Source organism: Martinezella calliandrae (genome assembly GCF_030272695.1).
GTDB classification, from domain to species: domain Bacteria; phylum Pseudomonadota; class Alphaproteobacteria; order Rhizobiales; family Rhizobiaceae; genus Rhizobium; species Rhizobium calliandrae.
The window spans coordinates 129,407-156,252 of the sequence record NZ_JARFYN010000008.1 but is presented as its reverse complement, the minus strand read 5'-3'; the positions used below and the strand labels follow the sequence as shown (position 1 = coordinate 156,252).

At 59.6% G+C, this 26,846-nt stretch carries 28 protein-coding genes and 1 pseudogene; 16 read left to right on the top strand and 13 right to left on the bottom strand.

Going from position 1 to position 26,846, the window contains the following annotated elements:
- Nucleotide 1 precedes the first annotated feature (1 nt).
- From PY650_RS08610 to PY650_RS08585, 6 genes are all read right to left on the bottom strand, one after another.
- Nucleotides 2-1,636: an NTP transferase domain-containing protein gene (locus PY650_RS08610; protein WP_285878686.1), complete on the bottom strand. Its 1,635-nt coding sequence runs from the start codon at nucleotides 1,634-1,636 to the stop codon at nucleotides 2-4.
- Nucleotides 1,633-2,340 (bottom strand): XdhC family protein, encoded by a 708-nt coding sequence (locus tag PY650_RS08605; protein ID WP_285878685.1) that lies wholly within the window; start codon nucleotides 2,338-2,340, stop codon nucleotides 1,633-1,635. The genes PY650_RS08610 and PY650_RS08605 overlap by 4 nt, the downstream gene beginning before the upstream one ends.
- The gene (locus PY650_RS08600; RefSeq protein WP_285878684.1) at nucleotides 2,340-2,669 is read right to left on the bottom strand and encodes an XdhC family protein; all 330 of its coding nucleotides are present in this window, start codon (nucleotides 2,667-2,669) and stop codon (nucleotides 2,340-2,342) included. The genes PY650_RS08605 and PY650_RS08600 overlap by 1 nt, the downstream gene beginning before the upstream one ends.
- 7 nt (nucleotides 2,670-2,676) lie before the next feature.
- Nucleotides 2,677-3,924, bottom strand: a complete 1,248-nt coding sequence (locus PY650_RS08595) for a vWA domain-containing protein (RefSeq protein WP_285878683.1) — start codon at nucleotides 3,922-3,924, stop codon at nucleotides 2,677-2,679.
- Nucleotides 3,925-3,928: 4 nt separating this feature from the next.
- Nucleotides 3,929-4,861: an AAA family ATPase gene (locus tag PY650_RS08590; protein ID WP_285878682.1), complete on the bottom strand. Its 933-nt coding sequence runs from the start codon at nucleotides 4,859-4,861 to the stop codon at nucleotides 3,929-3,931.
- 123 nt (nucleotides 4,862-4,984) lie between these two features.
- Nucleotides 4,985-5,503, bottom strand: coding sequence for a flavin reductase (locus tag PY650_RS08585; RefSeq protein WP_285878681.1), 519 nt, complete (start codon nucleotides 5,501-5,503; stop codon nucleotides 4,985-4,987).
- A 144-nt stretch (nucleotides 5,504-5,647) separates the two neighbouring features.
- Here PY650_RS08585 and PY650_RS08580 point away from each other — a divergent pair, with 144 nt between their 5' ends.
- The 4 genes from PY650_RS08580 to purB all read left to right on the top strand — a co-directional run bounded on the left by PY650_RS08580 (nucleotide 5,648) and on the right by purB (nucleotide 9,420).
- Nucleotides 5,648-6,730 carry a branched-chain amino acid ABC transporter substrate-binding protein gene (locus tag PY650_RS08580; RefSeq protein WP_285878680.1) on the top strand — a complete coding sequence of 361 codons (1,083 nt, stop codon included), beginning with the start codon at nucleotides 5,648-5,650 and terminating at the stop codon, nucleotides 6,728-6,730.
- 93 nt (nucleotides 6,731-6,823) lie between these two features.
- Complete coding sequence (gene rpe, locus PY650_RS08575) at nucleotides 6,824-7,510, top strand: ribulose-phosphate 3-epimerase (RefSeq protein WP_285878679.1); 687 nt, start codon at nucleotides 6,824-6,826, stop codon at nucleotides 7,508-7,510.
- On the top strand, nucleotides 7,497-8,018 hold the full coding sequence (locus PY650_RS08570) for a hypothetical protein (RefSeq protein WP_285878678.1): 522 nt from the start codon (nucleotides 7,497-7,499) through the stop codon (nucleotides 8,016-8,018). The genes rpe and PY650_RS08570 overlap by 14 nt, the downstream gene beginning before the upstream one ends.
- 100 nt (nucleotides 8,019-8,118) lie before the next feature.
- Complete coding sequence (gene purB / locus PY650_RS08565; protein WP_285878677.1) at nucleotides 8,119-9,420, top strand: adenylosuccinate lyase; 1,302 nt, start codon at nucleotides 8,119-8,121, stop codon at nucleotides 9,418-9,420.
- 12 nt (nucleotides 9,421-9,432) lie between these two features.
- Here purB and PY650_RS08560 read toward each other — a convergent pair whose 3' ends face one another.
- Complete coding sequence (locus PY650_RS08560) at nucleotides 9,433-9,903, bottom strand: low affinity iron permease family protein (protein ID WP_285878676.1); 471 nt, start codon at nucleotides 9,901-9,903, stop codon at nucleotides 9,433-9,435.
- Between the two features lie 166 nt (nucleotides 9,904-10,069).
- Nucleotides 10,070-10,888 carry a DUF2189 domain-containing protein gene (locus tag PY650_RS08555; RefSeq protein WP_285878675.1) on the bottom strand — a complete coding sequence of 273 codons (819 nt, stop codon included), beginning with the start codon at nucleotides 10,886-10,888 and terminating at the stop codon, nucleotides 10,070-10,072.
- Nucleotides 10,889-11,060: 172 nt separating this feature from the next.
- On the opposite strand from PY650_RS08555, the gene PY650_RS08550 reads away from it, so the two are divergent.
- From PY650_RS08550 to PY650_RS08530, 5 genes are all read left to right on the top strand, one after another.
- Nucleotides 11,061-11,615 (top strand): RBBP9/YdeN family alpha/beta hydrolase, encoded by a 555-nt coding sequence (locus PY650_RS08550; protein ID WP_285878674.1) that lies wholly within the window; start codon nucleotides 11,061-11,063, stop codon nucleotides 11,613-11,615.
- A 261-nt stretch (nucleotides 11,616-11,876) separates the two neighbouring features.
- On the top strand, nucleotides 11,877-12,641 hold the full coding sequence (gene purC, locus PY650_RS08545; RefSeq protein ID WP_015340039.1) for a phosphoribosylaminoimidazolesuccinocarboxamide synthase: 765 nt from the start codon (nucleotides 11,877-11,879) through the stop codon (nucleotides 12,639-12,641).
- 17 nt (nucleotides 12,642-12,658) lie between these two features.
- Nucleotides 12,659-12,901 (top strand): phosphoribosylformylglycinamidine synthase subunit PurS, encoded by a 243-nt coding sequence (gene purS / locus PY650_RS08540; protein ID WP_285878673.1) that lies wholly within the window; start codon nucleotides 12,659-12,661, stop codon nucleotides 12,899-12,901.
- Nucleotides 12,902-13,004: 103 nt separating this feature from the next.
- Nucleotides 13,005-13,676, top strand: a complete 672-nt coding sequence (gene purQ, locus PY650_RS08535; protein ID WP_285878671.1) for a phosphoribosylformylglycinamidine synthase subunit PurQ — start codon at nucleotides 13,005-13,007, stop codon at nucleotides 13,674-13,676.
- A gap of 142 nt (nucleotides 13,677-13,818) precedes the next feature.
- A complete protein-coding gene (locus PY650_RS08530) occupies nucleotides 13,819-14,223 on the top strand; it encodes a hypothetical protein (RefSeq protein WP_285878670.1) in 405 nt (134 codons plus the stop codon).
- 441 nt (nucleotides 14,224-14,664) lie between these two features.
- Here the strand turns inward: PY650_RS08530 and PY650_RS37105 are convergent, their stop codons facing one another.
- Nucleotides 14,665-14,967: a DUF1127 domain-containing protein gene (locus PY650_RS37105; protein WP_349644479.1), complete on the bottom strand. Its 303-nt coding sequence runs from the start codon at nucleotides 14,965-14,967 to the stop codon at nucleotides 14,665-14,667.
- A 42-nt stretch (nucleotides 14,968-15,009) separates the two neighbouring features.
- On the opposite strand from PY650_RS37105, the gene PY650_RS08515 reads away from it, so the two are divergent.
- The 4 genes from PY650_RS08515 to PY650_RS08500 all read left to right on the top strand — a co-directional run bounded on the left by PY650_RS08515 (nucleotide 15,010) and on the right by PY650_RS08500 (nucleotide 19,833).
- A complete protein-coding gene (locus PY650_RS08515) occupies nucleotides 15,010-16,428 on the top strand; it encodes an aminotransferase-like domain-containing protein (RefSeq protein ID WP_285878669.1) in 1,419 nt (472 codons plus the stop codon).
- A 158-nt stretch (nucleotides 16,429-16,586) separates the two neighbouring features.
- Complete coding sequence (locus tag PY650_RS08510) at nucleotides 16,587-17,195, top strand: acyloxyacyl hydrolase (RefSeq protein WP_285878668.1); 609 nt, start codon at nucleotides 16,587-16,589, stop codon at nucleotides 17,193-17,195.
- Nucleotides 17,196-17,350: 155 nt separating this feature from the next.
- Nucleotides 17,351-19,582, top strand: a complete 2,232-nt coding sequence (gene purL / locus PY650_RS08505; protein WP_285878667.1) for a phosphoribosylformylglycinamidine synthase subunit PurL — start codon at nucleotides 17,351-17,353, stop codon at nucleotides 19,580-19,582.
- Nucleotides 19,583-19,599: 17 nt separating this feature from the next.
- Entirely contained in the window at nucleotides 19,600-19,833 is a 234-nt protein-coding gene (locus PY650_RS08500) for a BolA family protein (protein ID WP_004108912.1), read from the top strand.
- Here the strand turns inward: PY650_RS08500 and PY650_RS08495 are convergent.
- Both PY650_RS08495 and PY650_RS08490 read right to left on the bottom strand, forming a co-directional pair.
- Nucleotides 19,819-21,024, bottom strand: a complete 1,206-nt coding sequence (locus PY650_RS08495; protein WP_285878666.1) for a hypothetical protein — start codon at nucleotides 21,022-21,024, stop codon at nucleotides 19,819-19,821. The genes PY650_RS08500 and PY650_RS08495 overlap by 15 nt on opposite strands.
- A gap of 147 nt (nucleotides 21,025-21,171) precedes the next feature.
- A complete protein-coding gene (locus PY650_RS08490) occupies nucleotides 21,172-21,498 on the bottom strand; it encodes a hypothetical protein (protein ID WP_285878665.1) in 327 nt (108 codons plus the stop codon).
- A gap of 373 nt (nucleotides 21,499-21,871) precedes the next feature.
- On the opposite strand from PY650_RS08490, the gene grxD reads away from it, so the two are divergent.
- The 3 genes and pseudogenes from grxD (at nucleotide 21,872) to PY650_RS08475 (ending at nucleotide 24,874) form a co-directional block, all read left to right on the top strand.
- Complete coding sequence (grxD, locus tag PY650_RS08485) at nucleotides 21,872-22,207, top strand: Grx4 family monothiol glutaredoxin (RefSeq protein ID WP_285869682.1); 336 nt, start codon at nucleotides 21,872-21,874, stop codon at nucleotides 22,205-22,207.
- A gap of 139 nt (nucleotides 22,208-22,346) precedes the next feature.
- Nucleotides 22,347-23,580, top strand: a pseudogene (locus tag PY650_RS08480) (multidrug effflux MFS transporter).
- Nucleotides 23,581-23,593: 13 nt separating this feature from the next.
- Complete coding sequence (locus PY650_RS08475; RefSeq protein WP_285878664.1) at nucleotides 23,594-24,874, top strand: multidrug effflux MFS transporter; 1,281 nt, start codon at nucleotides 23,594-23,596, stop codon at nucleotides 24,872-24,874.
- 100 nt (nucleotides 24,875-24,974) lie between these two features.
- On the opposite strand, the gene PY650_RS08470 is transcribed toward PY650_RS08475, so the two are convergent.
- The gene (locus PY650_RS08470) at nucleotides 24,975-25,892 is read right to left on the bottom strand and encodes an adenylate/guanylate cyclase domain-containing protein (protein WP_285878663.1); all 918 of its coding nucleotides are present in this window, start codon (nucleotides 25,890-25,892) and stop codon (nucleotides 24,975-24,977) included.
- 126 nt (nucleotides 25,893-26,018) lie between these two features.
- Nucleotides 26,019-26,843, bottom strand: a complete 825-nt coding sequence (locus PY650_RS08465) for an inositol monophosphatase family protein (protein ID WP_285878662.1) — start codon at nucleotides 26,841-26,843, stop codon at nucleotides 26,019-26,021.
- Between the last annotated feature and the right edge of the window lie 3 nt (nucleotides 26,844-26,846).

Below are 26,846 nucleotides of genomic sequence, written 5' to 3'. Positions count from 1 at the left end.
CCTACCCCTTTAAAATGCCGCCGGCGGCCAACACGGCTTCGGGCGTGTCGACATCTAGATGCGCGGCATCGCCAATATCGACGTCGACGACGGAAAGTCCGGCGGTCTCGATGATATGCCGGGCGCCGACATCGCCTTCAAGCCGCATCACGGCGTCGAACACGGCGTGCGGCAGAATGACGGGATTGCCGCGCTTGCCGCGCGACACGGCGCGCACGATCGCCTGACCGTTCGCCCTGCGGAAGGCCGCAATCAGCGCCTTCAGGTCGTCGCTGGTAACACCCGGCATGTCGGCCAGCATGACCAATACGCCGTCAGCGCGTTGCGCAACCGCGGCGCTGACGCCGGCAACCAGCGAGCTTGCCATCCCGGACGCATAGTCCGGATTGTGGGCCTGCTCGACCGGCAGACCGGCAAGCGCCTGCTCGATCTCTTCGCGGCGATGGCCGGTGACCGCGACAACGGCGGCAGCTCCGCTTGCCAAAGCCGTGGCTGCGGAGCGGCGCACCAGGGGTTGGCCGTCGAACTCCGCCAAAAGCTTGTGCGGCCCACCCTCGCCCATGCGGCGTGCCTGGCCGGCGGCGAGAAGGACGACGGCAACAGAGATATGCGTCTCCGGTTTGACGATGATGTCGCGCGGTCTCGGCCGCGACTGAATTTCCATGAGAAGCCCCCCGACGCCCATGCCGCTGATGTCCTGCGGCGTCGGATTCTCGCCGGCGAGGATTCGATCCAGCACCCAGTCGAAACCATTTTCCTTCGGACTGCGGGCACAGCCGGGCGCGCCGACGACATAGACATCGCCGACCTTGCCGAGCACCAGCAGATTGCCGGGATCGACCGGCATGCCGACCTGGATGACGTCGCCGCCGGCAAGCCGGATGGCCTCAGGAATGACGTCGCCAGCGTCGATGACAGCTGATGCGCCAAAGACGACGACGAGTTTTGGCAATCGATCGGTCGCCCGCAGTGCATTGCCGATCGCTTCCGCGACCGCAGGCGCGCGATGGGCCACCCGCTCTTCTCGCTCCAGTGTGCTGCCGGCAAGCTGTAGCCGTTGCGAAAAAATGCGTGCCGTCTTGTCCATCACGGAGGTCTTCAGCGACGGCAATTCGGTCGCAACGAGCGATGCCGCATGCGGCTTGAAGGGCTTGACCTCGAAGACAATAGCTTGTTCCAGGATGTCAACGCCAGCGGCAACCTTTTGACCCGAAACCGCCAGCGGAATGATCTTGAAGGTCGCCACCATGTCGCCGCGGCGCACCGGCACATGATCGGCAAGACAGGCAAGCGTGATCGCCGGATCGACGCGGTTCAGCCGATCGACGGCGGCGCGGTTTGCGACGAACAGACCGTCGACCGCGCTATGAACATTGACGCGCCCAGTGGCCGCTTCGGAGAAGGTCAGATGATCCGGCGCAATCGCCCGGGCCAGCCGTGCGGCGGCTTCGTTTTCCATCAAATCGTCAAGTTCGATTCTTGCGGCGGTAACGCGGCTGATATTGGCGGCCGCGAGCCGATCGAGATCGCCGCGGTCAAGCACATGCCCCTTGGGAAGGCCGCCTTCGGGCAATCGGATCGAATGCGCGAGCACCGCACCTTCCGCCTCTGCCGTCATGAAATCACCGAAGATCATCGTTTGAAACCCTTCGGTGATGAAACATCGCGACCGCGCAGTGCCCCGATGATCTCCGCCAGGATGGCGACCGCGATTTCCGCCGGACTCGACGCGCCGATCGGAAGGCCGATAGGGGCGTGAATCCGCGCGAGATCGGCGTCTGCGAGACCCTGATCAATCAATCGCGCAAGCCGGCTCGCATGCGTCTTGCGACTGCCGAGCGCTCCGACGTAGAAACACCCGACCTTCAGCGCTTCGGCAATCGGGAAATCATCGATCTTCGGATCATGGGTGACTGCGACTAGGGCCGTATAGGCGTCGAGCGGCCGCTCCTTCAGGACATCCACCGGCCAGTCGGCAGTAAGATCGACGCCATCGAAACGCTCGGGCGTCGCAAAAGCGGTGCGCGGATCGATGATGCGGATGTCGAAGCCGGCGAGCCCCGCCATCTGAGCCAACACCTGGCTGATATGCACTGCGCCGATGACGACGATATGCGGCGGCGGCAGATGAACGTTGAGGAAGAAGCTCTGTTCACCGATCTCGACGGTCGCGGATTTTCCCGAGCGGAAGACGGAAGCGACGGCATCAGCAAGCGTACCGTCGACCGCGTCACCCTCGACGATCAGCCGGCCCGGTCCGCCCGAGAGGTCGGTGGCCAGGATCACCGCTTGGCGCGCGCGCCGCAGCGCGTTCAGTCTCGTCAGAATCTGACGGTCCATCAGTTGAGCCTCTCGACATAAACCCGAATGCGACCGCCGCAGGAGAGGCCGACGCGCCAGGCGGTTTCATCCGCCACGCCGAAGTCGAGCATACGGGCCTTGCCGCTTTCGATCACATCCAGCGCCTCGGTGATGACGGCGCCTTCCACACAACCGCCGGAGACCGAGCCGTGAAAATTGCCCTCGCTGTCGATGACGAGATGGCTACCCGTGGGGCGCGGCGCAGACCCCCAGGTATCGACGACGGTCGCCAGCGCCACCGTACGGCCGGCGGACGACCATTCCTCCGCAATAACAAGCGGATCCAGGCTTTCAGGTATGTTTGTCATGCGTGCCTCACAGCTTGGCGAGAAAACGGCGTGGATCATGGGCGCCGGCGCGACCGGCGCTAAGAGCCGATGCCAGGTCGGCCAGAGATAATAGATTGTGAACCGGACGGAATTCGTCAACATGCGGCAGCATGGCGCGAACGCCGCGGGCGCGTGGTTCGAAGCCCTCGAAGCGCAGGAGCGGATTGAGCCAGATCAATCGCCGGCAGGAGCGATGCAGCCTGTCCATCTCTGTTTTGAGGAGCTCCACCCCCTCCCGTTCCAGTCCATCGGTGATGAGGAGCACGATGGCGCCCTGCCCGAGAACGCGGCGTGCCCAAAGCCGGTTGAACTGCTTCAGCGTTTCGCCGATGCGCGTGCCGCCAGACCAGTCGTGGACGGCGGCGGCACATTCGTCGAGCGCTTCGTCCGGATCCTTGTGGCGCATGTGACGGGTCACATTGGTCAGGCGCGTGCCGAACAGGAATGTGTGCACGCGCCTGCGCTTCTCGGTCAAAACATGCAGGAAATGCAGGAAGATGCGGGAATATTGGCTCATCGAGCCGGAAATGTCCGCGAGTACGACCAATGGCGGCTGCATCTCCTTTGCCTCGCGATGGCGCGGCAGGATCAGTGTGCCTCCGGTGCGAAGTGCTGCCCGCATCGTCGCCCGCGGGTCGATCTTGGCGGGCACGTGCGATGCCAGGAAACGGCGGGTACGGACGCGGTCGAGTGGCAATTCCAGCCTCGCCAGCTCTTTCTTGGCGGCGGCGATCTCGGCGGCCGACATCTGCGCGAAATCCATGCGGCGCAGGAGTTCGTTACCCGATGCCGTAAACCGGGCGTCGATCTCGACATCCGGCGCCTCGCGCTGTGGCCGGCGATCGTCGCGGTCGCTAAGTAAGGCGTCGCTGGCGCGGGATTGGCCCGGTTTCGGCTTTTCCTTTTCACGGCTATCCGGCGCGACTGGCGACATCATCGCGATCATCTTCTGGAGAAGATCGCGTGAGCGCCAGAACAACCGGAAAGCCTCGTCGAAAACTGCAAGGTCTTCATGCCGTTTGACGAAGATGGACGACAGGGCGGCGTGAAACTCCTCGCGCGAGCCGATACCGATCGTCTCGACCGCTCCGATAGCGTCGGCGATGGCTGCCGGCCCGATCTTCAGGCCGGCCTTGCGAAGCGCGCGGGCAAAGAACACGATATTGTCGGCCAATCGGCCGTCACCGGGCGGTGACCGCATCGCTGTGATGCCGCCTTTCATTGCCGGTTCCATGGTCTCATCCCGTGGCAAGCAGTTCGGATTTCACCTCGTCGAGCACGCGGCTGCCCTCGCTGCCCTTTATGCGGGCGATATCGTCCTGGTATTTCAGCAGGGTGCCGAGCGTATCGGAAATCGTCTCGGGATCGAGCGCCAGCTTGTCCAGTTCGGTCAGCGCCGTCGCCCAATCGATGGTTTCGGCGACGCCTGGATTCTTGAAGAGGTCCAGCGTGCGCAGCTTCTGCACATAGCAGACGATCTGGCGCGACAGCGCCTCGTTGCAGCCGGGCACCTTGCGGCGGATGATGTCAAGCTCCTGTGCCGCTTCGGGGTAGTCGACCCAATGGTAAAGGCAGCGCCGCTTCAGGGCATCGTGCACCTCGCGGGTGCGGTTGGTGGTGATGATAACGATAGGTGGTTCGTCGGCGCGGATGGTACCGAGTTCGGGAACGGTCACCTGGAAATCGGAGAGGACTTCGAGCAGAAAAGCTTCGAACGCCTCGTCGGTACGGTCCAGTTCATCGATCAGGAATACCGGCGCACGGCCTCCCGCGCTTGACAAAGCCTGCAACACGGGCCTGCGGATGAGATAGCGCTCGGAAAATATATCGGCCTCGATACGGTCGCGGTCAGTGAGCCCTGACGCCTCGGCAAGGCGGATTTCCAGCATTTGCGCCGGATAATTCCATTCATAGACGGCAGAGGAAACGTCGAGACCTTCGTAGCATTGCAAGCGGATCAGCGGCCGGTCGAGCGCCTTCGACAGCACCTTGGCGATCTCGGTCTTGCCGACGCCGGCTTCTCCCTCGAGAAAGAGCGGCCGCTTCATTTTCAGCGCCAGAAACAAAACCGTGCCGAGCGCACGCCCGGCGAGATAGTCGTGGGTACCAAGCAGGGCAATCGTTTCGTCGATCGTGCCCGGCAGCGAGGGCGCGTGATGATGATCAGGCATATTGTCTCCCACAACTGGGCAGCGCGTGCCGTCGCACGCGCCAAGGACGCAGTAACACTTCGAACTGGCCCACAATCCATTCCTTAAGTCGGATCCGATCCAGGGAATTGCGCGCTAGCGAGGTTATAGCGTGCGATAGTCCCGGTTCATATAGAGCAGCGCCGGCTTTGTTTCACTGAAATGCACCGCCACCACTTCGCCGAAGATGATGTTATGGGTCGAAGCCCGTTTGACTTCAGTGACACGGCAATCGAAGGCAGCCAAGGCATCGGTAAGCACTGGCGCACCGGTCACCAGCGTATCGAATGTACCGGTGGCGAAGCGTTCCTCATTGGTCAAATTCGATTTGCCGGAAAAGGCGTCGGCGAGCATCTGGTGGTGGGCGCCAAGTGCATTCAGGGCGAAGATGCCGCTGTTGAAGAATATCTCATTTTTCGCATTCATGTTGTTAAGGCAGATCAGGATCGTGGCCGGATTGTCCGAGACTGAACAGGCGGCCGTGATCGTCACGCCGCGCCGCTCCTTGCCGAGCGCCGTAGTCACCAGCTGGACATGCCCCGCATAGCGGCTCATGGCGTCGCGATAGTGCGCCGGATCCATACGCTGCTTGTCTAGCACGATTGCTTTCCTCGTTTCTGTCATTTCTCGTTTTCGTTCAATATGGCGGCCACACGTTAGCTTTTCTACAATAGGATTATTGAAATCGGAGCGATTTCGCTGCTTTTTCTTTGACGGTAACTTCCAGGCGGATAAAAGGGCAAAGGAATTGTCCGGGATATATAATCTATGAACGTTCTGCGTCGCACATCGATCCTGATTTCGCTGCTTCTTGCAGCCGGCAGCAGCCAGGCCGCAGGCGTCAATATCGGCATCGTCGCGCCCCAGAATGGAAATTTTGCAGCGCTCGGCGCGCAAATCACCGCGGGCGCAAATTTCCAGATTCAGGCGCAGGCGGGTTCCGCAACCGTCGTGGACGAACCCTGCACGGAGGATGGCGGCCGTGCGGCGGCCGAGGCGCTGATCAGCGCCAAGGCGCAGGTCGCCATCGGCTTTCTCTGCAGTGAGACCTTGGCAGGCGCGCTGCCGCGGCTGAAGGATGCCGGCATCCCGGTCATCACGGTGTCCGTGCGTTCCCATATAGCGATGGAGGATGCGCTGAAGAACGGCTGGCCGTTTTTTCGCCTCGCCCCGATTGATGGCGCCGAGGCGGAGATGGTGGTCGACGCCATCCTGAAGCATTGGGCCGCCGAGCCGATGGCTCTCATTGAAGACGGTACGATCCACGGTCGCGAATTGGTGGAAGCGGTGCGTAATTCTCTGGAGGAGAAAGGTTTGAAACCGGTCTTCACGGACACGTTTCGCCCCGGCCAAGAGCAGCAGATCGCCCTTGTGCGCCGTTTGAAGAAGGCTGGCGCCACCCAGGTATTCATCGGCGGCGACCGCAGCGACGTTGCTGTCATCGCCCGCGATGCTCGAAATGAGAACATCCCATTGACGCTGATGGGCGGTGACGCGATGCGCGCCGCCAACCAGCCGGTGCCGCTCGCGGACGGCGTTTTGGCTGTCGCCCTCCCCGATTACGCCAGCTTGCCCGCGGCCCAGGCGACGGCCGAGACGATGCGCACGCACGGTTTGGAGCCTGATGGCTATATTCTGCCCGCTGCTGCTGCCGCGCTGATTGGCGGCCAGGCGGCCGAAAGCGCGAAAGCGGCGAACAAGCCGATCGCCGATAAATTGATTGGCACGGCTTTTCAGACGCCCATCGGCCCCATTACCTTCGGTCAGAACCATGAATTGACGGAAAACCCCTTCCGGCTAATGGAATGGCGTGGCAACGCATTTGTGCCGCTGACATCTCCGTCGAACTGATAGTGTCCGTGCAAGTCTAGCGGATTAGGTTGTTTGCCTGCCGAACCGGTGATAAGCCAAGCGCGAAAATTTCAGACGGAGTTTAGCCATCTCATGACCCTGCCGATTCGCATTGCTCCCTCCATCCTCGCGGCCGATTTCGCCAAGCTTGGTCAGGAAGTCAAAGATGTGACTGAAGCCGGGGCGGACTGGATCCATCTCGACGTCATGGACGGACATTTTGTCCCGAACATTTCCTTCGGCCCCGATGTCATCAAGTCGCTGCGCCCCTATACCGACGCGACCTTCGACTGCCATCTGATGATCTCGCCTGCCGATCCCTATCTTGAAGCCTTCGCCAAGGCCGGCTGCGATCGGATCACCGTCCATGCCGAATCTGGCCCGCATCTGCATCGCTCGCTGCAGGCCATTCGCCATCTCGGCAAGAAAGTCGGCGTAACCCTCAATCCGGCGACGCCGCTTTCGGTTCTGGAAAACGTGCTGGATGATATCGATCTGATCCTCATCATGTCGGTCAATCCCGGCTTCGGCGGCCAAAAATTCATTCCCGCTATGGCCGACAAGATCCGCAATGCGCGGTTGCTGATCGGGGACCGCCCGATCGAGCTCGAAGTCGATGGCGGCGTCACCGTCGATACGGCTCCGATCGTCACCGCCGCTGGCGCCAATGTCCTCGTCGCCGGATCGGCGATCTTCAAGGGCGCAGCCGTTGAAGCCTACCGGCAAACGGTTTTTGACCTGCGCGCCGCGGCGCAACGAGGTCGCGTTGGATCAAATTAAGCCGGCTGGCGCCATCGCGACGAGGTGGCGGCTGAGAGCGGCAGTCCCGTCTTATCGACAGCTCCTGTTCGGATCGCTCTGTTGGGGCGCTGCGATGGCAGGCGCCGGACTGTTGGCGCTCTATCTGCGCAACGGTCTTCTGACGAGCCACATGCCCGCTCTTATGACGGTCTATTTCCTAGGCGGGATGCTTGCCTTTCCACTCATGCTGCCGCTGGCGCGGCTGCTCGCGCGTCGCCGGTCACCCGAAGCGCGCTTTGCAGCTTTCTTCCTGACGCTGTCGCTGGGCACCGTCGCCATGACCGCCTTTCTATTCGCCATGGACTACCGCTGGTTTTACGCTCGCTGGCATGCGCCCTTCGGCACGCTCGTTTGGGCATTTCAATTTGTCTTTACCGGCGCCAGCGCCGTCTACCAGTTTGCCATTCTCGGCCTTGGCCTGTTTTTGCCGTTCGGCTTCATCGTCCTGGTAGCGGTTAGCCTCTATCTCGCCAGACATATGCGTTGAATCGAACGAAAGATTGAGCCAAGAAACATTGAGATTGCCTCCCGTCTTTGTTATGGGGCGCCGAGGATTTGTTTCCCCTTACCCAAGAAAGCTTGAGCCCATGATCCCGCGCTACTCCCGACCGGAAATGGTCGCCATCTGGTCGCCCGAAACGAAGTTCCGTATCTGGTTCGAGATCGAAGCCCATGCTTGCGACGCGCTGGCTGAACTTGGCGTCATCCCGAAATCCGCAGCGCAAACCATCTGGGAAAAGGGCGGCAAGGCAACTTTCGACGTTGCCCGCATCGATGAGATCGAATCCGTCACCAAGCATGATGTCATCGCCTTCCTGACCCATCTCGCCGAAATCGTCGGTCCCGACGCTCGCTTCGTGCACCAAGGCATGACCTCATCCGACGTGCTCGACACCTGCTTTAACGTCCAGCTGGTGCGTGCCACCGATATCCTGCTGGCCGATGTCGACAAGTTGCTGGAAGCGCTGAAGCGCCGCGCCTTCGAGCACAAGGACACCGTCACGATCGGCCGCTCGCATGGTATTCACGCCGAACCGACCACCTTCGGGGTCAAGCTGGCGCTTGCCTATGCCGAATTCGAGCGCTGCAAGCAGCGCCTGATCGCTGCGCGCGAGGAGGTTGCCACCTGCGCCATCTCCGGCGCCGTCGGCACCTTCGCCAATATCGACCCACGGGTCGAGGAACACGTCGCGGCCGCGCTGGGTTTGAAGCCGGAGCCGGTGTCGACGCAGGTCATTCCGCGTGACCGTCACGCCATGTTCTTCGCCACGCTCGGCGTCGTCGCCTCTTCGATCGAGCGTCTCTCGGTGGAAATTCGCCATCTGCAGCGCACCGAAGTGCTGGAGGCCGAGGAATATTTCTCCCCCGGCCAAAAGGGCTCGTCGGCCATGCCCCACAAGCGCAATCCGGTGCTGACCGAAAACCTGACTGGCCTTGCCCGCATGGTGCGCTCCTACGCCATGCCGGCGATGGAGAACGTGGCGCTCTGGCATGAGCGCGATATTTCCCACTCTTCCGTCGAGCGCATGATTGGCCCGGATGCTACGGTGACACTCGACTTCGCGCTTGCGCGGCTCACCAGCGTCGTTGACAAGCTCTTGGTCTATCCCGACAACATGATGAACAATCTGAACAAGTTCCGCGGGCTTGTTCATTCGCAGCGTGTGTTGCTGGCACTCACTCAGGCCGGCGTTTCCCGTGAAGATGCCTATCGTCTGGTCCAGCGTAACGCCATGAAGGTTTGGGAACAGGGCAAGGATTTCCTTGAGGAACTGCTCGCAGACCAGGAAGTTCGCAAAGCGCTGTCTGAGGAAGATATCCGCGAAAAGTTCGACTTGGGCTATCACACCAAGCACGTCGACACGATCTTCAAGCGCGTGTTTGGCTAAGGCCTGATCGGCCTATTGGTCCACATCTGAGGGGGCGGCGCCGGCGATGCGCCGCCCTTTCTGTTTGACGCGTGGCTTCCCGACGGTTTCATCCTCTTCGATGCTCCTAGCCGACTTGTTTCCACCGCGTTTGGCTGCTTTGGCCACCAATCGATCGAGATGTTTCAAATCTTCTTCGTCGAGGTTTTCGATACCGATGAAGCGGTTCTCGGCGGCGCTGGTCAGGATCAGTTCGTTAAGCTTGGCTTGAATGGCGCGGGTGTCGCGGGTTTGAGAGTTCTGCAACAGAAAGACCATCAGAAAGGTGACGATGGTCGTGCCGGTGTTGATGACCAGTTGCCAGTTTTCGGAATAATCGAAGATCGGTCCGGTGGTACCCCAGACAATCACCGACAGCAGTGCCAAAATAAAAACAGCCGGTTTTCCCGTCCACTCCGAGACGATGGCCGCAAAACGGGAGAAAATATGCCTGAGCTCTGCCATGATCCGCATCTCCGGCCGAGCTGCATGTCCGTAACGCACATGCAGAGATAAAAGCCTCGTTTGCCCGCATCTCCTCAAATCACCGGAATTGAGGGGATGCGTGCAAGGTGATGCCGATCAACGTTAAAGAGTGATTGGCGGTTCCACTCGATCGACTGGAACGGGATCAAGGCCGAAATTGGCTCTCGGCAGCCGGCGCCACGAGTTTGCGGTAAAGGTGCCATGTGGCATGCCCGAGAATAGGCATGATCACGGCGAGCCCCGCAAAAATCGGAATGGTACCGATGACGAGAAGCGCGGCCACGATCAGACCCCAGATGGCCACTGGCACAGGATTCATCAGGGTCGCGCGGATGCTGGCATCGATCGCCGCTACGGCGCCGACATCGCGGTCGAGCAGCAGCGGAAAGGTGATGACCGTTGTCGAAAGCACGATAAGCGCAAAGACGAAGCCAACGAGATTACCCCAGAGGATCATCCCCTTGCCCTCAGGCGTGGTCAATACGTTCGACATGAAGGATGTGAGCGTCGCCGGCACGCTGTCGCCGAAATAGGCGGTATAAATGGTCTGCGCCACCACCAGCCAAACGATGAAGAAGCCAAACAGCATGAGGCCGACCGCAATGATAGACGGCAAGGCCGGCGAAAAGCGCACGTCGAAAGCATGTCGCCAGGAGGTATCCAGCCCCATCTCCCGCCGTCGGCTGATCTCATAAAGGCCGATCGCCGCCAATGGTCCGAGAAGCGCGAAACCGGACATCAGCGGAAAGAGCAACGGCAGCAGATTTTCACCGGAACTCCAGACCACCAGCACTATACCCGCGATTGGATACATGAGACACAGGAATACGTAATGCGATGGTTTTTCGCTGAAATCGTCCAGGCCCAGTTTCAGGGCATCGACGAGATCGGCAATTCCGATCTTGCGGATAGTCGGACGCGTAAAGCTGTTGTTTGCACCGGCCATGACATGAAATGCCGCCATAGTATTCCTCCTCCTCAGCCAATATAAATCCAGCTGGCGGCACGAAAATGTCAGGCAGAAAGAGGCGCCGACATCATCAATTGCTACCGGCAGGCCAGGATGCTAGCAAATTTTGCCGCCATTGTCGCCTTTTCCCTTGACAGCCGCGTCCTCTCTTTCCACATCGGCGGCTATGAAAGCTTCCGACGCAGATATCCTCATCATCCCCGGCTACACCAACTCCGGTCCGGAACACTGGCAGACACGCTGGGAACAGAAACTGTCCACGGCGCGACGGGTGGAGCAGTCCGAATGGTCGAAGCCCGTGCGCGACGATTGGGTTGCCCGCATCGCCCAAGAAGTGAATGCCTCGAGCCGGCCGGCGGTGTTGGTGGCGCATTCACTTGGCGTGCCCTCGGTGATCCACGCGATCCCGCATTTCCGCAACAAGGTCGCCGGCGCCTTCTTTGTCGCCCCGCCCGACGTCGCCAATGCGAAGATCAGGCCGAAGCATCTGATGACCTTCGGTCCCTACCCGCGTGATCCCCTGCCTTTTCCGTCGATCACCATCGCCAGCCGCAACGATCCCTTCGGCACCTACGAGCACGCCGATGACATAGCCGGAACCTGGGGCTCGCTGCTGATCGACGCCGGCGAGGCTGGCCATATCAATGCCGATTCCGGCCATGGCCCCTGGCCGGAAGGCACGATGGTCTTTGCCAAGTTTCTCGGCAACCTCAAGCCATGATTGCGGCCAGGCGTGATACAATGGCTTAAGGCCGGCTCACTAGCCTGTGAAGTACCGAACGGCTTCATTCCACCGTCAAATAAAAGCCTGTAGAACATGAGAGGACAGGATCGCGATTCTCGCATTGGTATAGAACCAAAGCCGGAATTCCTAGGAAGGAGGCGCAGGCGGATTGTGAATTCGCTTCTTATCCGTTATGGGACGCCCACATATGATCCACTTGCGCTATCCCGAGAGCGCCAACCACAGAGAACAATACCGATGAACCGTCGCCGCCGTATTTACGAAGGCAAGGCCAAGATCCTTTACGAAGGGCCTGAGCCGGGCACGCTGATCCAGTTTTTCAAGGATGACGCCACCGCCTTCAACAAGAAGAAACACGAAGTCATCGATGGCAAGGGCGTTCTGAACAATCGTATTTGCGAGTATATTTTTAGCCATCTGAACAAGATCGGCATTCCCACGCACTTCATCCGCCGCCTCAACATGCGCGAGCAGTTGATCAAGGAAGTGGAGATGATTCCGCTCGAGATCGTCGTGCGCAATGTCGCGGCCGGCTCGCTCGCCAAACGCCTCGGTATCGAGGAAGGCGTCGTGCTGCCGCGCTCGATCATCGAGTTCTACTACAAGTCCGACGCGCTCGAAGACCCGATGGTCTCGGAAGAGCACATTACCGCTTTCGGCTGGGCCAATCCGGCCGAGCTCGATGACATCATGGCACTCGCGATCCGCGTCAACGATTTCATGACCGGCCTCTTCCTGGGCGTCGGCATCCAGCTCGTCGATTTCAAGATCGAATGCGGCCGGCTGTTCGAAGGCGACATGATGCGCATCATCCTCGCCGATGAGATCTCGCCGGACTCCTGCCGTCTCTGGGATATCGAAACGCACGAAAAGATGGACAAGGACCGTTTCCGCCGAGACATGGGCGGCCTGCTGGAAGCCTATTCCGAAGTCGCCCGCCGTCTCGGCATCATCAATGAAAACGAACCCGTGCGCGGCACGGGCCCGGTTCTCGTCAAGTAAGCGCAGGAAGGACAATCGTGATCAAGGCTCGTGTTACCGTCACGCTGAAAAACGGCGTTCTCGATCCGCAGGGCAAGGCCATCGAAGGCGCTCTCGGCGCTCTCGGCTTTGACGGCGTCCATCAGGTTCGCCAGGGCAAGGTTTTCGACCTGGAACTTGACGGCGCCGACAAGGCCAAGGCCGAAACCGAACTGAAAGCCATGTGCGAAAAGCTCCTCGCCAATACGGTGATTGAGAACTTCAGCATTTCGATCGACTGATTGTCCGTTTTCGCGAGCCATTATTCCCCTGCATGAGGCAATGGAGTAACGCTCATGAAGCACATTCTGCCGACCACCCATTGCCTATTGCGGGACCACAATCATGAAATCAGCAGTCGTTCAACTCCCCGGCCTCAATCGCGACCGTGACATGATCGCGGCGCTGACCAAGATTTCCGGCAACGCGCCCATCACGGTCTGGCAGACCGAAACCGAAATCCCCGATGTCGATCTGATCGTCATTCCCGGCGGTTTTTCCTATGGCGACTATCTGCGCTGCGGGGCGATCGCAGCTCGGATGCCGGTCATGCAGGCGATCAAGGAGAAGGCCGAAAAGGGCGTCAAGGTTCTCGGCGTCTGCAACGGCTTCCAGATTCTGCTGGAAGCCGGCATGTTGCCCGGTGCGCTGATGCGCAATGCCTCGCTGAAATTCGTCTGCCGCGAGATCAAGCTCGAGGTCGTCAACGCCGAAACGGATTTCACCCGCGCCTATGCCAAGGGTCAGGTGATCCGCTGCCCGGTCGCTCACCACGACGGCAACTATTTTGCCGACGCGCAGACGCTGGCGGCAATCGAAGGTAATGGCCAGGTGGTGTTGCGCTACGCCGAAGGCACCAACCCGAATGGCTCGATCAACGATATTGCCGCCGTCATCAACGCCAAGGGCAATGTGCTTGGCATGATGCCGCATCCGGAGAACCTGATCGAAGCGGCCCACGGTGGCTCTGACGGTCGCGGCCTCTTTGCCTCCGCCCTCGACGTGATTGCCGCCTGAGGCCGTATATTCACACCAATAGCAGGTTTGCATGCCGGACGGCGTTTTGTCCCAAACAAGGCGTCGGAAGGTTTTTTGTTCAAACCACCACAAGCTAAGAGCTCTAAGAGCTACCCTAACCGATTTATTGGAAGAGAGATTGATGCGCCCTCGCCTCGTTACCGGATTTTATAGTGCTGCCACTCTCGCGGTGCTTGGCCTCATCGTTACGTCCTGCGGGACGCCTGCTCCGACGGTAACGACCGATCAGCATAGCGCTTTGTCGACGATGGAGCGGGTCATGCTAAATGCCAATGCCTGCTGGTTCAAATCGGCCGATCCGGCTTTTGCGGGCTATCAGCTCGCCCCCGAGCTGAATTCCTACACCGGCCGTCCGCGCATTCTCGTGGTCGACAAGAAACATCCGACCGGCCGGCCGTCTCTCGTGGTCCAAGCCGAAGGCAATCCGGCGCAGTTGCAGGCATTCGGCCCGATGATGTCCGGCGCCTCCGGCGGCCGCATCACCGGCGACGTCAACCGCTGGGCCGCAGGCACGAAGGGCTGCTGAGGCGCAGCCAGCGTCGTCAACATAGCAGGCCCTGTCGGCTCGAAACTGGGATTTTGGCCACGTTGAAGAACGCTTGGTGAACCTTAGGGTTTGGCCGGTGCTTTGCGCACCTGATATACCGTGCCGCGTGATATCCCGAGATCGCGGGCAATCTTGCTGGTCCTTGGCCTTTTGGAGGCGAAGCAGGATTTCCGCGTAATCGATCTTCGGTGGGCGACCTTTGTATATGCCACCATTCCTGGCGGCGGCGATTCCTTCAGCCTGCCGTTCGCGCTGGAGGTTTGTTTCAAAATCCGCGAAAACGCCGACCATAACTTCGTCGGCGTCGATAAGCCCCGACGTAGGTCCGCGCCGATCACCGGGTCTTGACCCGCCCTCTGCGACCCCGCGTCCGGCCGTTGCTCAGCCAGATCTCGTGGCGATCGCTCGCACCCGGGCCGTTCAATCCCAGAATAACGATTTACTCACCTCGGTCATCGCCTCCCGACGGGTCAGGCCGATGTCGCGCAGCTCCTCGTCCGTTAGATATCGCAAAGTCCAGCGGCTTTCCCGCTTCTGCAGCCAAACTGCAAAAGCGTCGAATAGACCATGCCGCAAGCGCGATATTCGCGCGAAGATGGTCGGCGACCTTTCATCCACTATCGCGCCTTCAGTGATGTGAATTGTATCTATTGTATCCATTTCTCTGCTCGCTTGATCGTGATAATTGGGAGGTATCGAGCCAAACGACACAAATTGACTCATAATATTGACTCTATTGGCGAAGCAATCTAAGAAATTGTCATTATGACAAATTGGCTGCCTGACATATCCAGCGGTACCGGACCAGTTTACATCCGCGTCGCCGACTGCATCGAGAACGCCATCACCCATGGTGTATTGCCGCCGGGCACGAAACTGCCGCCGCAGCGCAATCTCGCCTACGATATCGGGGTGACGATTGGCACGGTCAGCCGCGCCTACGCGCTTGTGCATGAGCGCGGCCTCGTCGCTGGTGAGGTCGGCCGCGGCACCTATGTGCTCGAGCGCGCCAACGGCAAGCAGATCGAGCAGGTGGATCCGATCACGCAGGCGCTGGCCGGAACACGCGGTCTTGAGGCTCCCGGCGACAAAATCCGTTTCGACACGACGGCGGCGCCTGATATCGGCCAAGGCGAGGTTATCGGTCGGCTCTTCGCCGATATCAGCCGCGACCACCAGACGGAGATTTCCTCTTATTCGCGGAACTTCCCGGCAAACTGGTTTCGTGCCGGCCAGGTCTGGCTTGCGCGTAACGGCTGGCAGCCGGCAATCGAAACGATCGTGCCGACGCTTGGCGCCCACGCCGCCGCCATCGCCATTATCTCCGCCGTGACCTCCCCCGGTGACAAGATCGTGTTCGAGAACCTGACCTATACGCAGGTCAGCCGCGCCACTCGTCTTCTCGGCCGTCGCTCCGTGCTGGTAGAGTCCGACGAGCACGGTATTAACCCCGACGATTTCGAACGCCTCTGCCAGCAGCAGCATCCGCGCCTGGCATTCCTGATGCCGACGGCACACAACCCGACACTGGTGACCATGCCGGAGGCGCGCCGCCGCGCCATCGCCGCCATTGCGCGCCGCCACAGCGTTTGGCTGATTGAAGACGATCTCTATGGCGGCATGAGCGAAGATCACAATCCGTTGATGGCAGCTATTGCGCCGGAACGCACCTTCCTGGTCAGCGGCCTGTCAAAATCGGTGACTGCCGGCGTGCGCGGCGGCTGGGTCGCCTGCCCGCAGCATTTCGCCCAGCGTATCAAGGTCACCCACAAGATGACGACCGGCGGCCTGCCCTTCATCCTGGCTGAAATCTGTGCTCGGCTGGTGCTCGGCGGTCACGCGCTGGCGTTGCGTCGTCTGGCAGTCGAGGAAATCCGCGCTCGCGAGAAGTTGGCGCGCGAAGCGCTGTCGGGTTTTGAATTCACGTCGCATCCGCACGTCCCCTTCCTTTGGCTCAAACTGCCCGAGCCCTGGCTTTCCGGCACATTCAAGAATGCTGCCTTGGCCGAAGGCGTACTCGTTGATGATGAGGATGAGTTCAAAGCCGCCCGCACGGACAAGGCCTATCATCGCGTCCGCGTCGCGTTTTCCTCACCGCAGCGACGCGAAGAAGTCGCGAGTGGTTTCATGATATTGCGCCACCTTCTGGACAACGGCTCGACCGGCTACGACAGCCATATATGAGGGCTGTTTTAAGCCGTTTATGACGGCATTGTTGCAGTTTCACAGCAGTATTGTGGAAATGCACAGTCATGTAATTTCGCCGACTTTACCTCGACCCCAGCGACACCTACCACATGGTTAATGAATCGCGAATCGCTTGCCTTTTGGGGGGGTGGTGCATGGCTGATGACGGCATTTCTTGCGGCCGTTTTTGGGAATATGTGTTCACAGTTTTTGTAACGATTGCGGTAGTTTTTATCGCCGAGGAATCCGCCGCCGCGGATGCCCAAGTCGCCCCGAATACCAAAATATTCGACGAACTTCGCTTCGGCGCCAGCGGCTCCATCCAGACTGGCCATGACCACGAAGCCGGCGTCTTTCCGGAATTCGAAGTGCTCTTCAATCCTTTCGGCTACAATGCGACAGACGGTTGGAAAGATCAGCTTTTGCGCCCGCGCATTCATTTGGGCACCTCGATCGGCACCTCTCGTTCAGCAGCGACGCAAGTCTTTACTGGTCTGTCCTGGACGCTCACGCACAATAACGGCATCTTCACCGAAGCGGGCTTCGGTGGCGTTGTCCACACCGGAAATCTCGACGACTGGACTGGACGCGGCCCGATGCTCGGCTGTCGCGTGCTCTTCCACGAATATGCCGGGGTCGGCTATAATTTCGACGAGCATTGGAGCCTGATGGCGCAAGTGGCACATTCCTCGCACGCCAATCTCTGCGATGGACCGAATGCCGGCATGACGCGTGCCGGGCTGCTGGTTGGCTACAAGTTCTGATCGCCGAGCGGCCGTTGAAATCGATCCTGACCGTCGTTCAGCTATTGTGAATGCCGGTCATTTTCCTGTCGCACGGCAGGTTCACATGCGCTAAAGAGACCTCGATCCCCTGACCGGCCTTCAAACCCTTTACAGGCAAGGACCATCGAGCGCCCATGACCATTTCAAATTCGATCCAGATCACCCCCGAACTGATTGCCGCCCACGGCCTGAAGCCGGATGAGTATCAGCGCATTCTGGATCTGATCGGCCGCGAACCTTCCTTTACCGAACTTGGTATTTTCTCGGCCATGTGGAACGAGCACTGCTCGTACAAGTCCTCCAAGAAGTGGCTTCGCACTTTGCCGACCAAGGGGCCGCGTGTCATTCAGGGCCCCGGTGAGAATGCCGGCGTGGTCGATATCGATGACGGCGATTGCGTCGTCTTCAAGATGGAGAGCCACAATCACCCCTCCTACATCGAACCCTACCAAGGTGCGGCGACCGGCGTCGGCGGCATCCTGCGCGATGTCTTCACGATGGGCGCGCGTCCGATCGCGGCGATGAACGCCCTGCGTTTCGGCGAGCCGGATCATCCGAAGACCCGTCACCTGGTGTCCGGCGTTGTCGCCGGCGTCGGCGGCTACGGCAACTCGTTCGGTGTGCCGACCGTCGGCGGCGAAGTCGAATTCGATGCGCGCTACAACGGCAATATCCTCGTAAACGCGTTTGCGGCCGGCCTTGCCAAGTCCAATGCCATTTTCCTCTCGCAAGCCAAGGGCGTCGGCCTGCCTGTCGTCTATCTCGGTGCCAAGACCGGCCGTGACGGTGTCGGCGGCGCAACCATGGCCTCGGCGGAATTCGATCATTCGATCGAAGAAAAGCGACCGACCGTTCAAGTCGGCGACCCCTTTACTGAAAAGTGCCTGCTGGAGGCCTGCCTTGAACTGATGCAGACGGGCGCTGTCATCGCCATCCAGGACATGGGTGCCGCCGGCCTCACCTGCTCTGCCGTCGAAATGGGCGCCAAGGGCGACCTCGGCATCGAGCTCGATCTCGACAAGGTGCCGGTGCGTGAAGAGAAGATGACGGCCTATGAGATGATGCTCTCGGAGAGCCAGGAGCGCATGCTCATGGTGCTGCAGCCGGAAATGGAAGCGGTCGCCAAGGCGATCTTCGTCAAATGGGGTCTCGATTTTGCTATTGTCGGCAAGACGACGGACGATCTACGCTTCCGCGTCATCCACCAAGGCGAGGAAGTCGCCAACCTGCCGATTAAGGATCTCGGCGATCAGGCACCGGAATATGACCGGCCGTGGCGCGAACCCGACAAGCGCGCCGATCTGCCCGCCAAGCTCGTCGCCGCGCCTGAGGACTACGGCCAGGCGCTGTTGACGCTCGTCGGTTCGCCCAATCAATCCAGCCGTCGCTGGGTTTACGAACAATACGATACGCTCATTCAGGGCAACTCCCTGCAGCTTCCAGGCGGTGACGCCGGTGTCGTGCGCGTCGAAGGCCATCCGACCAAGGCGCTCGCATTCTCCTCCGACGTGACGCCGCGTTATGTCGAGGCCGATCCGTTCGAAGGCGGCAAGCAGGCTGTCGCGGAATGCTGGCGCAATATCACGGCGACAGGTGCCGAGCCGCTGGCGGCGACCGACAACCTGAATTTCGGCAATCCGGAAAAGCCTGAGATCATGGGCCAGTTCGTCGGCGCGATCAAAGGCATCGGCGAAGCCTGCCGGGCGCTGGATTTCCCGATCGTCTCGGGGAATGTCTCGCTCTATAACGAGACCAACGGCATCGCGATTTTGCCGACGCCGACGATCGCCGGTGTCGGGCTTCTGCCGGACTGGAAGGCGATGGCGCGCATCGGCTCGGCCTCGGAAGGCGATCGGATTATCATGTTGGGTGTCGACGGCAGCCATCTCGGCTCCTCGGCCTATCTGCGCGATGTTCTTGGCCTGGCGGACGGCCCGGCTCCGGAAGTCGACCTCTTCGCCGAACGTCGAAACGGCGATTTCGTTCGTTCGGCCATCCGCAACGGTCAGGTCACCGCGTGCCATGACATTTCCTCAGGTGGTCTTGTGCTGGCATTGGCTGAAATGGCGATGGCATCGGGCAAGGGTCTTCGCATCGATCTCGCTCAATCCCAGGGGCTGCCCCATGCCATCCTCTTCGGAGAGGATCAGGCGCGTTATGTCATCACGGTGCCCGCCGAGGTCGCCGATTTCGTCTGCATCAATGCCGAAAGCGCCGGCGTGCCCTTCCGTTGTCTCGGCACCGTCGGCGGCGATGCGCTGACTATTGACGGGCTGCTATCCGTTTCCGTTCGGCAGTTGCGCGAGGCGCATGAATCGTGGTTTCCTGCCTTCATGGATGGCAGTGCACTCGCCGCTGCCGAATAAAGTGAGGTAAATCACTAATGCCAATGAATCCCGGCGATATTGAAGACATGATCAAGGCCGGCATTCCCGGCGCCAAGGTGACGATTCGCGACCTGGCCGGGGATGGCGACCACTATGCGGCTGAAGTCGTGGCCGAAGCCTTCCGCGGCAAGAGCCGCGTGCAGCAACACCAGATGGTCTATGACGCGCTGAAGGGAAATATGGGCGGTGTACTCCACGCCCTGGCACTGCAGACGTCAGCGCCCGACTGACGAAACACGGGCAGTTTCTTCGTCATTGCCGGCCCCGATATTCAGGTCCGACATGGTGGCCTGGGCGGATGTTGCAAAGCTTGAAGCCGGCAATGGGCCGGCGGTCAAAAGCGTGAAATCGAATGGAGCTCGGATATCCGGTCCGAGCACATATTGTCTGTGCACGCGCAGGAAATCGCGTTTGATCTTGGCGTAATGGCGTGACGTCAGCATTTTCTTGAAGCGAATGAAGATAATCGTGGGCTGCGCTATGTCCGCATGTCCACAGGCGGCGGCGACCTTCGTCTTATAGAAGTGGATCGCATCGGTCAGGCAGTGGACATCCAGCCAGAAAATCTCCTGGCAGCGGGCTATCAGGCCGACACGCGAGCGAAGCACAGCGGCAGGCCGCAACAACGCGCATTGAAGGATAGCGCTGCCGAGTGTTGTGAACACCACCTGCCTGTCTTGGAACAATTCCGGCTCCCGTTCGAGCAGCAGCCCGATCACGTGGGCTGCGACGCTTGAACCCATGCTGTGCGACGAGATGACATATTCGTCGGCCGGCTCATCGAGCGCCTGGCGCGCACTGATGGCACAGGCCTCTATCAACTGCTCGGCACCGATCCCGTTCAATTTCGCCATGGCAACGGCCATTTCCCAGTCGGAAAAGAGGTGCAACGTATGCAGCCGCTCGGCCTGTGGCAGGACGATACGGATGAAAAAGGCCACCGCCAAGGGGATACTGCCGACATGGCTCCAAGACGGAAGTCCGAAGACAAAGGGCGAGAAGGCGATGGACAGGCTGAGCAATAGCCCAACCAGCATCAGCAGGAACGGAAAGACGAAGAATAGGCCGAACCGCCAGGCATGCCTGAAATAGCCCGTCAGGCCGCCGGAGAGTGCGATCTTGGCGGCGGCGAGATAGCCGTGCACCAGCCGCACAAAAAAAGGCCTGCCATTCAGCTTAGCGACCAGATCGTTGTGGTCGAGTATGTGGATTCGGCTCTGGGTTTCCCAGCCCGCTCCCTTGGCTTTGATGTCGAAATATGGCGCCCGGCCGAAATTTCGAAGCGCATCAACCGCGACTGAAAAATCCCACACGGCTGCACTTTGCTTTGCTGAGCGCTCGTAACGTGCCCGGTGCGCCGTGGCATCCAATGGTTCAAAGCCGGGGAAGTGAAGGACCACCCTCTTATTAATGCTCTTCATAATAATGTTCTTAGTTCCCGGCGCGATTTGGCGGCGTCATATAGAGTTAGGGTGCTGCCAACACCATGATCTCTCGGCCTTTTTATGGCGGCGCCTTGCGAAAATACGCTTTGACACTCCCACCTTGGGGTTAGGGGTTCTCTGTCGTCAGCAATCGCGCCCAGCATAAGGAGAAAGTTCGGAACAAGAATCGACCGGCGGAGCGGTCATGATTTTTTGGACAGGCGCGGCCTGAGCTTGTGCTGCCTGCGCCGCCTGAGCTTGTGTTACCGCCGGCGCTGTCGATGTGCGATAGCCAAAGGCGATGCTGAGAACCAATAGGATGACGCTGACCGTGATGGCGGTGTTCAGCGTCGATGCTCTGGGTGTACGGACATGTTCGTAATATTCCCGCTCGCCTTCACTCGTCTCGCTAACTCCGTAGAATTCGCGCTCCTCGCCGACCTGGCCGTCGGAATAGTGATGATGGCTCATCCTGCCCACTCCCTGAAAAAGCAATATTCACAAGGGACTGGTACTCACGGTGCCGCGTCCTGCGGCATGCCCCGACAAATCTCGCCACCGGTCTAACGACTCTTATGGCACGATACTAAGCGTCCCTTGCTTATTGCCTATGTGTGTTATTCAGCTTGCGCATTGAAGAAGCAAATTCAAAACGCACTGTTCAAGAAAAGTTGCTAATTCCAACCTTGCGCCATCATTCGGAACCAATGTTGCGCGAAAGCCCATTCATGCGATGAAAAACATCTTGGGTGCATTATGCGGCTGGAAATCGAACCATCACCTTGCTATTTAAGGGTGAGATTTGAAGCTGCGGACCTTGAACCCGCATGTGAAAGGACGAACCATGAGCGGCATTAACGAATTCATCGACAACGAAGTGAAGAACAACGACGTCGTTCTCTTCATGAAGGGCACCCCGCAGTTTCCGCAGTGTGGTTTCTCGGGCCAGGTAGTCCAAATCCTCGACTACATTGGCGTCGACTATAAGGGCATCAATGTTCTGGCAGATTCTGAAATTCGCCAGGGCATCAAGGACTATTCCAATTGGCCCACAATCCCCCAGCTCTATGTGAAGGGCGAGTTCGTCGGCGGTTGTGACATCGTGCGCGAAATGTTCCAGGCGGGCGAATTGCAGCAGCACTTCCAGGAACACGGTATCGCCGTTCGCGGCGCCGCCTGACCGGTCACCGGGCTCTTCCGTCCGGTTTCCATAGTCCAATTAAGTTGAAAGGCGCTGCCACCGGGTAGCGCCTTGACATGTTTATGGGAATAAAACCGTGACGACTACATCTCAGGCTATGTCCAGCGGGCAAATGCCTATGAATAAACGCGAGTTCATCGTACTTGCGGCCTTCATGATGGCGATCAACTCGCTGGCGATCGATATCATGATCCCCGCCCTTCAGCAGATCGGCTCTAGCCTCGGCGTCGAAAACGAGAATCACCGGCAATATGTGGTGACCGCCTATCTGATCGGCTTTGGCTCTGCGCAGCTTTTCTACGGTCCGCTATCGGATCGCTTCGGCCGTCGCATTCCGTTGTTGATTGGCCTCATTGTTTTCATCATCTCCGCCTTTGGCATTGCGCTCATACCGTCATTTGCCGGCCTGCTTGCACTGCGGTTTATCCAGGGACTCGGCTCGGCGGCGACCCGCGTCATCACCATCTCCATTGTCCGCGACATCTTCGGCGGTCGTCTGATGGCCGAGGTTATGTCGCTGATCATGATTGGTGTTCATGATCGTGCCGGTCATCGCGCCCGGCAGCGGCCAGATCATCATGTTGGTCAGCACTTGGCATATGATCTTTGTATTCATTGGCACTATGGCGACGCTTGTAGGCCTTTGGATGTATTTTCGGCTTCCCGAGACCCTGAAGCCGGAAAATGTCCGGCCCCTGACGGTCAGATCCGTATCGGCGGGTTTCCGCATTGTTCTGACGAACCGGGTCGCGCTCTGTTACACCCTTGCCAGCACGTTCCTGTTCGGGGCGCTGTTCGGCTTCATCAACTCGGCTCAACAGATCTACAGCGGCATTTACGGACTTGGCGTCTACACGCCCGTCGCCTTTGGCGGTGTGGCGGTATTCATGGCCCTGTCATCCTTCATCAATTCGCAGCTCGTCGGCCGTTTCGGCATGAGGCGGCTGTCGCACGCGGCCCTGATCGGCTTTTCCCTTGTCACCTTCGTCTGGCTGACGGTCCAGCTTTACGGCCCCGCGCCGATGCCCTTCCCGTTATTCATGGTCTTTTTCGCACTCGCGATGTTTCAGTTCGGTTTGATCGGCTCCAATTTCAACTCGCTCGCCATGGAGCCGCTCGGCCATGTTGCAGGGACAGCCTCCTCGGTGCTGGGGTTCATGAGCACGGTTGGCGGGGCATCGATCGGTGCTGGCATTGGCCAATATTTCAACGGTACGGCAACACCGATGGTCATCGGTTACTTCACCGTCTCTCTGATCGGGTTGATGTTCGTGCTGATTGCCGAAAAAGGTCGCCTCTTCCGTGCGCACAATGCGCCACCGCCGGCCGACCAATCCCTCGCTTTGCATTGACAGGCAAATCCAAATGATCCCGCCTCAAGAACATACGCTGGAGCAATCCGGCTCCGCCCGCATCGGCCTTGGCATCGCCGAGTTCATCATCATCATCGCTTTGATGACGGCCAGCATCTCGATGGGCATTGACAGCATGCTGCCGGCCCTGCCGAATATCGGCCAATCGCTGGCCGTCGCCAATCCCAACGACACGCAATTGGTAATCGGGGTCTATTTCCTTGGCTTCGGCATCTGCCAACTCTTTTTCGGGAGCCTGTCCGACGCCTATGGCCGGCGCAATATCCTGCTCGGTGGCCTTGTCTTTTACACCGTGACGCTTTTCGCCGCTGCGTGGAGCGGCAGCCTTACGACGCTCTTGGTGTTGCGCTTCATCCAGGGCGTCGGCGCCGCCGCCATTCGTATCACCACCTTGGCGATCGTGCGCGATTGCTTTGGCGGTCGTGAAATGGCGCGGGTGATGTCCTATGTCACCATCGTTTTCATGATCATGCCGATGGTCGCGCCGTCCGTCGGCCAATTGATCGTTGCGCATTCGAATTGGCAATGGATCTTCATCGCTCTCGGTATCGCGAGCGCCGCTCTGTTTCTGATCGCGTTCCTTCGCATGAAGGAGACGTTGCCCGACAATGAACGCCTGCCACTCTCCGTCATTTCGGTCATGTCCGGTTTCAAGACTGTGCTGACCAACCGCGTTACCTGCGGCTACATGCTCGGTTTGACACTCTTTACCGGTGTCATTTGTGCCTATGTCGTTTCGGTCCAGCAGGTGTTCGGCGAAGTCTATGGCCTCGGCGAATGGTTCCCGATTGCCTTTGCGGCCACTGCGGCGGGCACCGCGGTTGCGCAGTTCGCCAATGGCTATTTCGTTCGCAGCTTCGGCATGCGGCGCATCTCGCATGCCGCGATGATCATCTTCACCGTACTCGGCGCCCTCGGCTATGTCACTGGCTCCGCTGGTCTGCCGAGTTTTCTGTTCACCTATGTGCTGATCTCGGTGATGCTGATGATGTTTGCCGTAATCACCACCAATTTCATGGCCATCAGCCTGGAGCCGATGGGGCATCTGGCGGGTACGGCCGCCGCAATTACCAGCTCCGTCTCCACCACCGGCGGCGTAGTGCTCGGCGGCATCGTCGGGCAGATGTTCGATGGAACCGCCCAGCCACTGATTGCCGGCTTCACCATTTTCGGCGCCTTGACGATCGCTGCGACCTTATGGGCCGAAAAGGGAAAGCTATTCACACATCCAGGCGACAGCCCGCAGCTTGAGCCCGGCATGGGCCATGTTTGATTGGCGGCCTCTCGGCGTGGCGATCAAAGCATGTTATCGCAATGCCGCACAGCGGTTTTGCGATAACGACAGGACCGGGTCCGAGCGAATACGATGCGCTTTATACGTCGCCGCGCTCACGTGTGACCCAGCGGATACCTGCCAGGACCGCCAGAACCAATAGCGGCCATATCGCCCAGGGCGTCCCGTGCCATGACAAAAGGTTGATCCCGATGAGGCCGGCGCCGACCACTGCGAAAGTGGCGAGACGGCGATCGATTTGTGTGTTCGTTCGCGCCCACCGAAGCCCCGCCGCGATCGCGATACCAAGCACCGGCCACCCCGCCCAGAATTGGCCGTGCCATGTGAGAATATTGATGACCGCCAGACCCATTGCGACGACCGCAAACACGCCATAACCCCGCTCACCTCGTGCGGCTGCGACGATGGTCCTGGCTGTGCTAGGTGCTTGATCGCGGGCGCCTAGAGGACTTGTCGGTGGCGTGGCGGTTTGCTGAGCGCCTATCCGCACGGCATAACTCGGCACACCGCCGTCGATGTTCTTGACCTCGAGTTGGCCGAGAAAGTCGAAGCCAACAGCCACTTTATTGCGGACCTGGTCGTAGACCGTATTGGAAATCACGATGCCGCCGGCGACCGCACAGGCCTGAAGGCGCGCGGCGATGTTGACGCCGTCGCCATAGATGTCGTTGCCCTCGGCGATGACGTCGCCAAGGTTGAGGCCGATGCGAAAAAGCATCCGCGTGTCGGGGTCGCTGTTGGCGTTGTAGCCGGCAAGTTCGTTTTGAACGTCGATTGCCGCGCGCAAAGCCTCGACAACGCTAGGGAACTCGGCGAATACCCCGTCGCCCCAGGTGTTGATCACCCGACCGCCATGCGCTTCGATCAAGCGCGCCATGGCATCACGATACCGCTTCAGTGTTGCGAGCGTGCCTTCCTCGTCATTGCGCATCAAGCGCGTATAGTCTTGAACGTCGGCAGAGAAGATGGTGGTCAGCTTGCGGCTCGTTTCGGACATCGATCTTATCCCAGCCGGAAAATCCCGCCGAAGGGACGGGGCACAGCGCGTGAGTGACGATACCGTTTCACTCACGACTTTCCAAGTAGCTTCGCAAGGCCTGCTGTCTATCCAATCGTCGTCGCTTCAGACTGTGAAGACCTCGCGCCGCAACAATTCCCAAGAAGCCTTGTCCGGAGTAATCAGCAAGCCGCCGTCGATGTGATGGGGTAGGTAGGGCGAACCGTCGAAGCGCTTGGCGTAAGCGCCCGCCTCCTGTGAAATCAGGGTACCGGCCAAATGATCCCAAGGCATCAGCTTGTTATACATGAGATAATGGACATGCCCGCCGGCGAAGGTGCGATATTCGTGGGCGGCGCAGCGGTAGTTGGTGAGAAAGCGCACCTTGGCGAGATTGCCCATGATTTCGGCGCGTTTCCCGTTCGGCAAGTAGCCAGTGGACGCCATGCCGACCATTTCTTCCAGCGCAACCGGTATCGCCACGGAGAGGCGCAGCGCCTCGCCATCCGGCCGCCGGAGCCAAGCCCCACCACCTTTTTCCGCCAGCACCCAATCGTCGCCCATCGGATCGAAAATGATGCCGGCCACCGTCTCACCCTTAACGACCACCGATGCCATAACGCCGAATGCGGGAACACCGGAAGCGAAATTGAAGGTGCCGTCGACGGGATCGACGATGACGGCGAGATCAGCTCCCTGCAGCCTATGCAGCAGCGCAGGATCGGCTGCCACCGATTCCTCGCCGATAAAGAGCGCCTCCGGCCAAAGCGTCGACACCTCGGCCTTGATCAGCCGTTCGGCCTGTTCATCCGCTTCGGTCACAAGGTCGGTCGCCTCGGTCTTGGCGCGGACATCGTTGCTGCCAAGCCGGCGGAAGCGCGGCAAGATTTCTGTCTGCGCTGCGCGACGCAAGAGGTCGGCAAGGATCGTAACGTCAACGGGCGATGTCATAAT

Coding starts and splice junctions, on each gene's coding strand:
- PY650_RS08610 (WP_285878686.1), bottom strand. CDS start 1,636: ATGATCTTCGGTGATTTCATGACGGCAGAGGCGGAAGGTGCGGTGCTC.
- PY650_RS08605 (WP_285878685.1), bottom strand. CDS start 2,340: ATGGACCGTCAGATTCTGACGAGACTGAACGCGCTGCGGCGCGCGCGC.
- PY650_RS08600 (WP_285878684.1), bottom strand. CDS start 2,669: ATGACAAACATACCTGAAAGCCTGGATCCGCTTGTTATTGCGGAGGAA.
- PY650_RS08595 (WP_285878683.1), bottom strand. CDS start 3,924: ATGGAACCGGCAATGAAAGGCGGCATCACAGCGATGCGGTCACCGCCC.
- PY650_RS08590 (WP_285878682.1), bottom strand. CDS start 4,861: ATGCCTGATCATCATCACGCGCCCTCGCTGCCGGGCACGATCGACGAA.
- PY650_RS08585 (WP_285878681.1), bottom strand. CDS start 5,503: ATGACAGAAACGAGGAAAGCAATCGTGCTAGACAAGCAGCGTATGGAT.
- PY650_RS08580 (WP_285878680.1), top strand. CDS start 5,648: ATGAACGTTCTGCGTCGCACATCGATCCTGATTTCGCTGCTTCTTGCA.
- rpe (WP_285878679.1), top strand. CDS start 6,824: ATGACCCTGCCGATTCGCATTGCTCCCTCCATCCTCGCGGCCGATTTC.
- purB (WP_285878677.1), top strand. CDS start 8,119: ATGATCCCGCGCTACTCCCGACCGGAAATGGTCGCCATCTGGTCGCCC.
- PY650_RS08560 (WP_285878676.1), bottom strand. CDS start 9,903: ATGGCAGAGCTCAGGCATATTTTCTCCCGTTTTGCGGCCATCGTCTCG.
- PY650_RS08555 (WP_285878675.1), bottom strand. CDS start 10,888: ATGGCGGCATTTCATGTCATGGCCGGTGCAAACAACAGCTTTACGCGT.
- PY650_RS08550 (WP_285878674.1), top strand. CDS start 11,061: ATGAAAGCTTCCGACGCAGATATCCTCATCATCCCCGGCTACACCAAC.
- purC (WP_015340039.1), top strand. CDS start 11,877: ATGAACCGTCGCCGCCGTATTTACGAAGGCAAGGCCAAGATCCTTTAC.
- purQ (WP_285878671.1), top strand. CDS start 13,005: ATGAAATCAGCAGTCGTTCAACTCCCCGGCCTCAATCGCGACCGTGAC.
- PY650_RS08530 (WP_285878670.1), top strand. CDS start 13,819: ATGCGCCCTCGCCTCGTTACCGGATTTTATAGTGCTGCCACTCTCGCG.
- PY650_RS37105 (WP_349644479.1), bottom strand. CDS start 14,967: ATGAGTCAATTTGTGTCGTTTGGCTCGATACCTCCCAATTATCACGAT.
- PY650_RS08515 (WP_285878669.1), top strand. CDS start 15,010: ATGACAAATTGGCTGCCTGACATATCCAGCGGTACCGGACCAGTTTAC.
- PY650_RS08510 (WP_285878668.1), top strand. CDS start 16,587: ATGGCTGATGACGGCATTTCTTGCGGCCGTTTTTGGGAATATGTGTTC.
- purL (WP_285878667.1), top strand. CDS start 17,351: ATGACCATTTCAAATTCGATCCAGATCACCCCCGAACTGATTGCCGCC.
- PY650_RS08500 (WP_004108912.1), top strand. CDS start 19,600: ATGCCAATGAATCCCGGCGATATTGAAGACATGATCAAGGCCGGCATT.
- PY650_RS08495 (WP_285878666.1), bottom strand. CDS start 21,024: ATGAAGAGCATTAATAAGAGGGTGGTCCTTCACTTCCCCGGCTTTGAA.
- PY650_RS08490 (WP_285878665.1), bottom strand. CDS start 21,498: ATGAGCCATCATCACTATTCCGACGGCCAGGTCGGCGAGGAGCGCGAA.
- grxD (WP_285869682.1), top strand. CDS start 21,872: ATGAGCGGCATTAACGAATTCATCGACAACGAAGTGAAGAACAACGAC.
- PY650_RS08475 (WP_285878664.1), top strand. CDS start 23,594: ATGATCCCGCCTCAAGAACATACGCTGGAGCAATCCGGCTCCGCCCGC.
- PY650_RS08470 (WP_285878663.1), bottom strand. CDS start 25,892: ATGTCCGAAACGAGCCGCAAGCTGACCACCATCTTCTCTGCCGACGTT.
- PY650_RS08465 (WP_285878662.1), bottom strand. CDS start 26,843: ATGACATCGCCCGTTGACGTTACGATCCTTGCCGACCTCTTGCGTCGC.